Consider the following 9,133-nt stretch of genomic DNA (forward strand, 5'->3'; position numbering starts at 1 on the left):
GGGACGGCAAAGGCCGTCAGGTGCCGGAGGGGGCCAGTTCCTCCGCGATCACGTTGACCGCCGCCCAGGCGAAGGCCATCGCGGGGCCGATCGTCGCGCCGGGGCCGGGGTAGGTCTCCCCCATGACCGCCGCCGAGCAGTTGCCGGCCGCGTAGAGGCCCGCGATCGGGGCCGCGTCCTCGCGCAGGACACGGCCGTCCCCGTCCGTGACCAGCCCGCCCTTGGTGCCGATGTCCCCCGGGTGCACGGGGACCGCGTAGAAGGGGCCCTTGTCGAGGGGCGCCAGGTTCGGGTGGGGCAGCGTCGGGTCGCCGTAGTAGCGGTCGTAGACGCTCTCGCCCCGGCCGAAGTCCTCGTCGGCGCCCCGCGCGGCGAAGCCGTTGAAGCGGCGGACCGTGGCGGGCAGGCCCGGCGCCGCCATCAGCGCGGCCAGTTCCTCCACGGTCGCGGCCTTCTTCACGAATCCGCTCTCCAGCCACCGCGCCGGGAAGGGCTGTCCGGGCAACAGCCCGGCGAACAGGTAGCGGGCCTTCGAGCGGGCGTCGAGGACCAGCCAGGACGGCACCGTGCCCGCCCCGGGCCGGTCGGCGGCGTACATCCGGTCGACGAACGCGTGGTACGGCAGGGCCTCGTTGGCGTACCGCTCCCCGTTCTGGCCGACGATCACCATGCCGGGGATGCCCCGGTCGGCGACCAGGAAGAACGGCCGCTCCCCCGGCGGGCACACCGACGGCGCCCCCCACACCCGGTCCAGCAGGTCGGTGGCCGCGCCCAGTTCCCCGCCGAGCCGCAGGGCGTCACCCGTCTGCCCCTCGGAGGCGTGCGTCCAGGCGGTGGAGGTCGGCGCGGGCAGGTGCTTCTCGCGCAGCTCCGCGTCGTGCGAGAAACCGCCCGAGGCCAGCACCACCCCGCCCGCGGCCCGCACCGTCAGCTCCCGGCCCGCACGCGTGACCCGTACTCCGCTCACCCGGCCGGAGGCGTCCGTGACCAGCCCGGTCAGGGGCGCCGACAGCCACAGCTCCCCGCCGAGCCGGTCCAGCGACAGCCGCATCCGGGCGATCAGCGCCTCCCCGAGGGAGAGCGGCCTGCGGCCGGTGACGAGCGCCTTCACCGCCCGCGCCCCGACCTTCAGGGAGGTCCGCCGGCCGGCCCAGGTGCGGCCCGCCATGTTCAGGAAGCGGAAGTCGTACGAGGTCATCGTCAGCCCGTACGTCGGCAGTCCCGCCCGGCGCATTCCGGCGCCGAGCTCCCCCAGCCGCCGGAAGTCGACGATGCACGGTTCGACGGAGCGGCCCTGGGCCATGCCGCCCTGCGCCTCGGGGAAGTAGTCCGGGTATCCGGGGGTGTACATGAAGCGGACCTCGGTGCGGTCGTGGAACTCCCGCACCATGCGCGGCCCGTGGGCGAGGTAGGCCTCCTTGCGGGCGTCGGGGACCCGGTCGCCGACGGTCGCGTCGAGGTAGGCGCGCGCCTTGTCGTGGGTGTCGGCGAGCCCGGCCCGGTCGAGGTGGAAGTTGCCGGGAACCCAGACGGCGCCTCCGGACAGGGCGGTGGAGCCGCCGTACTTGTCGGTCTTCTCCACGACCAGGACGGTCAGGCCCCGCAGCCGGGCGGTGAGGGCGGCGGCCAGTCCGGCAGCGCCGGAGCCGACCACCACCACGTCGTACGCGTGCGCGAACGCGTCGGTCGTGTCGTTCGTGTCGGTCGTGTCGGGGGTGTCGGTCGCGTCGGTCGTGTCGGGGGTGTCGGTCATCCGAATGCTCCGGTGGCGTAGTCGCTGCGGAAGTACAGCAGGGGCGATCCGCCGTCGCGGGCGGCGAGTTCGAGGACCCGGGCCGTGACCAGCCAGTGGTCGCCCGCCTCGTGGACGGTGTCGAGCGCGCACTCCACGGTGGCCAGGGCCCCGGCGACGCGGACGGCTCCGTGCGCGGAACGCTCCCAGCCGATCCCGGCGAACTTCTCCTCCCCCGGGCGCCCGAGGGCCTCGCACACCTCCCGCTGCTCCTCGGCGAGGATGCTCACCCCGAACCGGCCTGCGGCCCGTACCCGGGGCCAGCTCGTGGAGTCCTTGCCGACGCACAGCAGGACCAGCGGCGGGTCCAGGGACAGCGAGGCGAAGGACTGGCAGGCCAGGCCCGCCGGGCGGCCGTCGTCGCCGACGGCGGCGACGACGGTGACCCCCGAGGCGAAGGCCCCGAGCGCCTCGCGGAACGCGGCGGGATCCACCGCGGCCGGGTCCACCGCGACGCCTTCCGGCGCGGTGGGGGTCAGCCGCTCCACTGGTGGCCCCAGAAGCTGTCGGCGGTGATCTCCTTCGCGGTCCAGGTGGCCGGGTCGACGACGAGGCCGTCCCAGCCGTACTCGACCTGGAAGCCGCCGGGGGCCTGGGCGTAGAAGGACACCATGCGGTCGTTGGAGTGCCGGCCGAGGGTGGAGGCGATGGGGATGCCCGCCGCGTGCATCCGGTCGAGGCAGTAGCCGACGTCGTCGAGGCTCTCCAGTTCGACCATGAAGTGGACGATGCCGGGCGGCAGGGCTCCCGGGTAGAGGCCGAGGCTGTGGTGGCGGCCGTTGGGGCTGAGGAAGTACATCCGGTGGACGTCCTTGCCGGGGGCTCCGGTGGGGACGGCGGCCGGGGGCAGCCTCATCGAGTCGCGCAGCTGGAAGCCGAGCAGGTCCTCGTAGAAGCCGAGGGTGGTCTCGGTGTCGGGGGCGGGCAGGACGACGTGGCCCAGACCCAGGTCGCCGGTGACGAAGCGGTTGCCGTACGGGGCGGCGAGGGGGCCGTGGTCCTGGGCCTGGCCCCAGTAGATCTCCAGGGGGTTGCCGCCGGGGTCCTCGCAGTGGATCAGGCCCTGGACGCGCCGGTCGGCGAGGGTGGCGTCGTCACCGTGCTCGACGGCGACGCCGGCGGCCTCCAGTTCCCGTGCGGCCTGCGCCAGGGCCTTGGCGTTCGCGACCTCGAACCCGGCGGCGAGGAGCCGGTCCCGGGTCCCGGCGACGAACTGGAAGCGGTGGACGCGGTCGTCGATCCGGACGAGGAGGCGGCTGTCGGTGCTGCCCCGGCCCTCGGTCATGCCGAGGACGTCGAGGACGTACGTGCGCCAGGCGGCGAGGTCGGCGGTCTCGATGCGGAGGTAGCCGAGTGCGCGGATGTCCATGGGGCTCCTAGTGGAGGAAGAAGTCGGTGGCGAGGCGGTTGAACTCGGCGGCGGCCTCGGTCTGGGCCCAGTGGCCGCAGCGCGGGAAGACGTGGAGGCGGGCGTCGGGAATGGCCTTGAGCGCGAGGAAGGCGCCGTCGACGGGGTTGACCCGGTCCTCGCGGCCCCAGGTGAGCAGCACCGGGCAGGTGATGCGGTGGGCCTCGCGCCAGAGCATGGACCCCTCGGGCCAGCGGGCGAAGGCGGCGGCCATGCGGGCGTTGCCGAGCCGGGCGTCGGGATCGGTGGCCCGGGCGTGGCGCTCCTCGACGAGGGCGTCGGTGACGAGGGCCGGGTCGTGGACGAGGGTGGTGAGGAAGGTGCGCATCCGCTCGCGGGTGGGCTCGGGGTCGAGGCTGAACTCGAAGAGCCGTTTGATGCCCTCGGTGGGGTCGGCGGAGAACAGGTTCAGGGAGATGCCGCCGGGGCCCATCAGGAGCAGCTTCGCGACGCGGCCGGGGTGGTCGAGGGCGATCCGGGTGGCGGTGCCGCCGCCGAGGGAGTTGCCGATGAAGTGGGCGCGTTCGATGCCGAGTTCGTCCATGAGGGCGACGACGGCGCGGGCGCTGAAGGTGAAGTAGTCGCGGTCGGGTTCGGGTTTGGCGGAGCGGCCGTAGCAGGGCAGGTCGACCAGGAGGGTGCGGAAGCGGGCGGCGAAGTGGGGCAGGTTGGCGCCGAAGTTGGACCAGCCGCAGGCGCCGGGACCGCCGCCGTGCAGCATGATCACGACGGGTGCGGTGGCGGGGCCCGCCTCGTGGTGGTGGAGGGTGAGGCCGGCGGCCCGCGTGGTCCGGGAGGTGTTCTCGTAGGTGAGGTTCACGGCGTCGGTTCCCGTCACAGCATGGTGTCCTGGATGTCGAGGCCGAGGGCGCCCTGGCCGAAGAGGACCAGTGCCCGCTCGGGGTCGTTGGCGGCGTGGCCGCGGCCGGTGTGGACGTCGCGCCAGGCCCGCTGGAGGGGGTTGGCGCCGGTGCGCAGGGCGCCGCCCCCGGCGTTCTCCATGAGGAGGTCGACGGCGGCGACGCAGCGTTCGGTGGCGAGGACCTGGTCGCGGCGGGCCCTGGTGCGCAGGGTCAGCGGGAGGGGTTCGCCGCGTTCGGCGAGGGCGTACAGGTCGCCGATGTTGCGCTGGAGCTGGAGCCAGGAGGCGTCGATGTCACTGGCGGCGCGGGCGATGCGGACCTGGGCGAAGGGGTCCTCGGCGACGTGCTGGCCGTAGGAGATCCGGAAGCGGTCGCGGGTGGCGGCCACGTGGTCCTCGTAGGCGCCTTCGGCGATGCCGACGATCGGGGCGGAGATGGTGGTGGTGAAGACGGCGGCGTACGGGAGCCGGTAGAGGGGCTCGGGGTTGACGGCGTGGCCGGGGACGTCGAGGGCGGTGACGGGGCCGAAGCTGAGGGCGCGGTGCCCGGGGACGAACACCTCCTCGACGACGATGTCGTTGGAGCCGGATCCGCGCAGGCCGACGGTGTCCCAGACCTCGTCGACGCGGTACTGGGTACGGGGGACGAGGAAGGTCCGCATGTCGACGGGCCGGCCCTCGGCGTCGGTGACGAGCGCGCCGAGCAGGGCCCAGTCGGCGTGGTCGCAGCCGGAGGAGAAGTGCCAGCGGCCGCTGAGGGTGAAGCCTCCGGCGACGGGGGCGACCTTGCCGGTGGGGGCGTACGAGGAGCAGACGCGGGTGTCGCGGTCCTCGCCCCAGACCTCGTCCTGGGCGCGGGGGTCGTAGAGCGCGACGTGCCAGGGGTGGACGCCGGTCACGGAGGCGACCCAGCCGGTGGAGCCGCAGGCTTTGGCGATCTCCTTGACGGCGGCGTAGAAGACGCCGGGGTGTGCGGCGCGGCCGCCGTGGGCGCGGGGCTGGAGCAGGCGGAAGAAGCCGGCTTCGGTCAGCTCCTTGACGCTCTCCTCGGGGACCTTGCGCCGCTCCTCCGCCTCGCAGGCGCGGGCGCGCAGGGCCGGGGCGAGGGCGCGGACGGCGTCGAGGACGTCTTCGTCGCTCATGGTGTCCCTTTCTCGGGGCGTTGCCGGATGGTCGGTGTCGGGTGGTCGGGTGGCCGGGTGCCGGGGTGGCTGGGTGCCGGGGTGGTCGGGTGCCGGGGTGCGGTGAACGTACGCCGGGGGGTCCGGGGCGCGGAACGGGGTGTTCCCGCTGAGTGGGAAGGCGCCCGCGGGGCGCCCCGCACCCGCCTTTCCACCGATCAGGAGTATTACTGAATGAAATACATGGTTCCGGGTCCTTCCCCCCGCCCGGGCCCGCGTGGCAGGGTCGCCCCAACGCCTCCCCAAACGCCTCGCCCAGGGGGTTCCTCGTGCTCGATCAGGCCATGGAGACCGGGCCCGTACCGCTCTCGCTGCTGGAGAAGGCCGCCAAGGTCCTGGGTGCCTTCGAGGGCGCGCAGCCGCGGCTGTCGCTGACGGAAGTGGTGCGCCGCTCCGGGATCCCGCGCTCCTCCGCCCACCGGATCCTCGACCAGCTGGTGCGGTTGCGCTGGCTGGACCGGGACGGCCGGGACTACCGGATGGGCATGCGGATGCTGGAGCTGGGCGCGCTCGCCGCCCACCACAACCGGCTGCGCCGGGCGGCCCTGCCGCTGCTGCACGCGCTGCACGAGCAGACGGGGCAGCTGGTGCACCTCTCGGTGCTGGACGGGGCGGAAGTGGTCTGTCTGGAGCGGATCGGCGGCTCGGAGGCCACCGGCGTGCCCTCCCGGGTCGGCGGCCGGATGCCCGCGTACTCCACGGCCGCGGGCAAGGCGATCCTCGCCTTCGGCGACCAGGAGGGCGTCGAGCGGGTCCTGGCCCGGGGGCTGCGCCCGCGCACCGCCCGGACGCTGGTGCGCCCGGCCGCGCTGCGGGCGGAGCTGGCGGCGACCCGCGAACGCGGGACCGCCTACGACCGGGAGGAGAGCTTCCGCGGGATCTGCTGCGTGGCCGCGCCGCTGCGGGGCGCGGGGCGGGCGGTCGCCGCCGTGTCGGTCTCCTCCTGCCGGGGCGAGCGCGAACTGGCCCGGCTGGCGCCGGCGGTCCTGACGTGCGCGCGGGCCGTGTGGCGGGAACTGTACGGGCCGGGCAGGGCGGGCCGTTCGGCGGCCGCGCCGCCCCCGGAGCAGCGGCCGGCGGTCTCGGCGCGGGCGATGGACAACATGATGGGCTGGCTGCGGTTCAGCGAGTGGATGTAGCGGGTACAGATACCCCATCGCACACGTGCCGGGCCCGACCCCTCGCCAGGGGGCCGGGCCCGGCCCCTTTCGGTCGCGGGCCCGGGCGCGGGTTCGGGGCTCGGGCTCGGGTCCGGTTCGGGTTCGGGTTCGGTTCAGTCGTAGGTGACCCGGACCCGGTCGGTCCGCGGGAGGGCCTGGCAGGCCAGGACGTAGCCGTCGGCGAGGTCCTCGCCGTCCAGGACCTCGTTGCGGGTCATCGTGACCTCGCCCTCGACGACCCGGCAGCAGCAGGCGGCGCAGGCGCCCTCCCGGCAGGAGTACGGGGCGTCGACGCCGGCCGCGAGGAGGGCGTCGAGGAGCGTGGTCCGGCGCGGCCAGGGCGCGGTACGGGTGCTCCCGTCGAGTTCCGCCACGGCGACCGCGTCGTCCCCGGCCCCCGGGGAGGGTGCCGCGGGGGCGGACGCGTCGGCGAACACGTCGGCGCCGAGGGAGAAGTAGCGCTCGCGGCGGATGCGGGTTCCGGGGGTCCCGGCCGCCCGCAGGGCGGCCTCGGCGGCGTCCATGAGCGGGCCGGGGCCGCACAGCCAGGCCTCGCGGCCGGAGTACGGGGCGACGAGCTCGCCGAGCCGCCCGGCGGTCGGCAGGCCCCGCAGGCTCTCCAGCCAGTGCACGACGGTGAGCCGCTCCGGGTGCCGTGCGGCCAGCCGCTCCAGCTCGTCCCGGAAGATCACCGACGCGGGGTCGCGGTTGGCGTACAGCAGGGCGGTGCGGCCCCGCCCGGCGGCGAGGGCCGACTTGGCCAGGGAGAGTACGGGGGTGATGCCGCTGCCGCCCGCGACGAGCAGCAGGTCCCGGTCCAGGCCGTCCGGGCCGGGGGTGAAGGTACCGGCGGGCGGCAGGACCTCCAGTTCGTCGCCCGGGGCCACGGTGTCGCAGACCCAGGTGGATCCGGGTCCGCCGGGGACCTTCTTGACGGTGATCCGCATCGGCTCGCCGGTGTGCGGGGAGCTGGCCAGCGAGTAGCAGCGGGCCGCCCCGCCGGGTATCCGGAGGGTGAGGAACTGTCCGGGGAGGTAGGGGAGTTCGGGGTCGAGGAGGAGGGAGACCGCATCCGGGGTCTCCTGGATCCGCTCCAGCACGCGGACCCGCAGCGGCCCGGCGGCCCCGGGGACGCGGGCGGGAGCGGGAGCAGCGACCGGTGCCGGTCCGGGAGCGGGTACCGGTGCCGGGTTCTCACGCATCGGCGGGCACCTCCAGCCGGCCCTCCCGGACGGCCTCCTCGATGCCGGCGCGCAGCGCCGGGCAGGAGCGGACGCGGGCGCTGAGCTCCCCCGCGGCGACCCGGGCCGCGATGCGCGGGCACACCTGCGCCGCCCGGCCGGTCCACTGCACCTGGGTGTGGGCGGGGCTGAACTTCTCGCACAGCACCTCGGTGCCGCATTCCCCGCAGGTGACGGGGGTCATCACGCGCCGCCCGGGGAGACGCCGCGGCGGGCGAGGTTCTCGGCGACCTCCGCCTTCCAGGCGGCGGTGGCACGGGTGGTGTCGATCTCGTACTCGAAGCGGCGGACCATCTCGTCCCTGACGTCGGCGGCGTCGACGTAGAACTGCTCGTACCAGCGGCGGAGCTGGTAGACGGGGCCGTCCTCCTCGGTGAGGAGGGGGTTGTCGATGCGGGTCTTGTTCTTCCAGATCTCCACGTCCTGCTCGAAGCCGACGGCGAGGCCCTCGGCGGTGAGGCGGGCCGCCTCGGCGGCCTGTTCGTCGCTCATGCCGGGAAGCTCCTTCACCGTCGCCCCGTACATGAGGACGAAGCTGTTCTCGTCGACCGGGTAGTGGCAGTTGATCAGTACGGATTCCATCTCCAGGCCGCCGCCGACGTCGCTCCACAGCCGGTCGATCATGTACGAGGGGCCGTGGTAGGAGGCGTCGGAGCGCAGGCCGCCGCCGGTGGAGAGGGTGCCGAGGTCGACGTCGCCGCGCGGGGTGGACTCCATGTACTGGGTGGCCACGTGTCCGTCGAAGACGTTCTTGAAGTAGTGCGGGAAGGCGTAGTGCACGTAGTAGAAGTGCGCCATGTCCACGATGTTGTCGACGATCTCCCGGCAGTTGGCGTTCTCCACGCGCAGGGAGTTCCAGCTCCAGTCGCTCCAGTCGGCGCTGCCGTGGCCCTCGATCTCGGGGATGGTGACGTCCGGGGGCGGCGGGTTGCCCTCCGGGTCGTGCCACACGTAGAGCTGGCCGTTGCGTTCGAGGGTGGTCCAGGCGCGGGTCCGGGCGCGCGGCGGGACGCGGCGGGCGTAGGGGACGTCGGCGCAGCGGCCGTTGCCGGACCAGCGCCAGTCGTGGAAGGGGCAGGCGACGGTGTCGCCCTTGACGCTGCCGTGCGCCAGGTTGCCGCCCATGTGGGGGCAGTAGGCGTTCAGGACGCCGAGCTCGCCGTTGTCCGCGCCCCGGAAGACGACGAGGCGGGTCCCGAAGGCCTCGACCTCGTGGGGTCTGCCGTCCTTGAAGGGGGCGGCGAGGCCGAGGCAGTGCCAGCCGCGGGCGAACCGGGTGGGCACGGCCGCCGCCTCGATGACGCGGGGTCCTTCGTCGGTCGGGGCCATGGGGCCCTCCACTTCTTCGTGGTGTGCTGCGGAAGGGCGTACCAGTGCCGGTGGACCTTTTCGGTCACGGCACTAGGGCCTGTCGTCAAACTCCCGTCTGCCCCGCGACGCCTGGCACGCGCTCTCGCCGCACCGGGCGAAAGCCAAGTACGTCCAGTAC

Annotated in this window: 9 protein-coding genes; 1 reads left to right on the top strand and 8 read right to left on the bottom strand. The window is 74.1% G+C overall.

What is annotated here, in order from left to right; translation table 11 throughout:
• Window positions 1–16: 16 nt before the first annotated feature.
• The 5 genes from ABZZ17_RS28585 to hsaA are packed head-to-tail and all read right to left on the bottom strand — an operon-like array spanning window position 17 to window position 5,204.
• A complete protein-coding gene (locus ABZZ17_RS28585; RefSeq protein WP_356880043.1) occupies window positions 17–1,753 on the bottom strand; it encodes an FAD-dependent oxidoreductase in 1,737 nt (578 codons plus the stop codon).
• Complete coding sequence (locus ABZZ17_RS28590) at window positions 1,750–2,280, bottom strand: flavin reductase family protein (protein WP_356880045.1); 531 nt, start codon at window positions 2,278–2,280, stop codon at window positions 1,750–1,752. The genes ABZZ17_RS28585 and ABZZ17_RS28590 overlap by 4 nt, the downstream gene beginning before the upstream one ends.
• A complete protein-coding gene (locus tag ABZZ17_RS28595; RefSeq protein ID WP_356880047.1) occupies window positions 2,268–3,161 on the bottom strand; it encodes a VOC family protein in 894 nt (297 codons plus the stop codon). Before ABZZ17_RS28595 ends, ABZZ17_RS28590 begins: the two co-directional genes overlap by 13 nt.
• Window positions 3,162–3,168: 7 nt before the next feature.
• Entirely contained in the window at window positions 3,169–4,038 is an 870-nt protein-coding gene (hsaD, locus tag ABZZ17_RS28600) for a 4,5:9,10-diseco-3-hydroxy-5,9,17-trioxoandrosta-1(10),2-diene-4-oate hydrolase (RefSeq protein WP_356880049.1), read from the bottom strand.
• A complete protein-coding gene (hsaA, locus tag ABZZ17_RS28605; protein ID WP_356880051.1) occupies window positions 4,035–5,204 on the bottom strand; it encodes a 3-hydroxy-9,10-secoandrosta-1,3,5(10)-triene-9,17-dione monooxygenase oxygenase subunit in 1,170 nt (389 codons plus the stop codon). Before hsaA ends, hsaD begins: the two co-directional genes overlap by 4 nt.
• 308 nt (window positions 5,205–5,512) lie before the next feature.
• Between hsaA and ABZZ17_RS28610 the strand changes: the two genes are divergently transcribed.
• Window positions 5,513–6,382, top strand: coding sequence for an IclR family transcriptional regulator (locus ABZZ17_RS28610; RefSeq protein ID WP_356880053.1), 870 nt, complete (start codon window positions 5,513–5,515; stop codon window positions 6,380–6,382).
• Window positions 6,383–6,516: 134 nt separating this feature from the next.
• Here the strand turns inward: ABZZ17_RS28610 and ABZZ17_RS28615 are convergent, their stop codons facing one another.
• From ABZZ17_RS28615 to ABZZ17_RS28625, 3 genes are read right to left on the bottom strand one after another with little or no spacing between them, the layout of a single operon-like run.
• Window positions 6,517–7,605, bottom strand: a complete 1,089-nt coding sequence (locus ABZZ17_RS28615) for a ferredoxin--NADP reductase (protein ID WP_356880055.1) — start codon at window positions 7,603–7,605, stop codon at window positions 6,517–6,519.
• Entirely contained in the window at window positions 7,598–7,828 is a 231-nt protein-coding gene (locus ABZZ17_RS28620) for a hypothetical protein (RefSeq protein WP_356880057.1), read from the bottom strand. The genes ABZZ17_RS28615 and ABZZ17_RS28620 overlap by 8 nt, the downstream gene beginning before the upstream one ends.
• Window positions 7,828–8,973, bottom strand: coding sequence for a Rieske 2Fe-2S domain-containing protein (locus ABZZ17_RS28625; protein ID WP_356880059.1), 1,146 nt, complete (start codon window positions 8,971–8,973; stop codon window positions 7,828–7,830). Before ABZZ17_RS28625 ends, ABZZ17_RS28620 begins: the two co-directional genes overlap by 1 nt.
• Window positions 8,974–9,133 lie beyond the last annotated feature (160 nt).

It is taken from the genome of Streptomyces sp. NPDC006512 (genome assembly GCF_040611935.1).
Classification (GTDB): domain Bacteria; phylum Actinomycetota; class Actinomycetes; order Streptomycetales; family Streptomycetaceae; genus Streptomyces.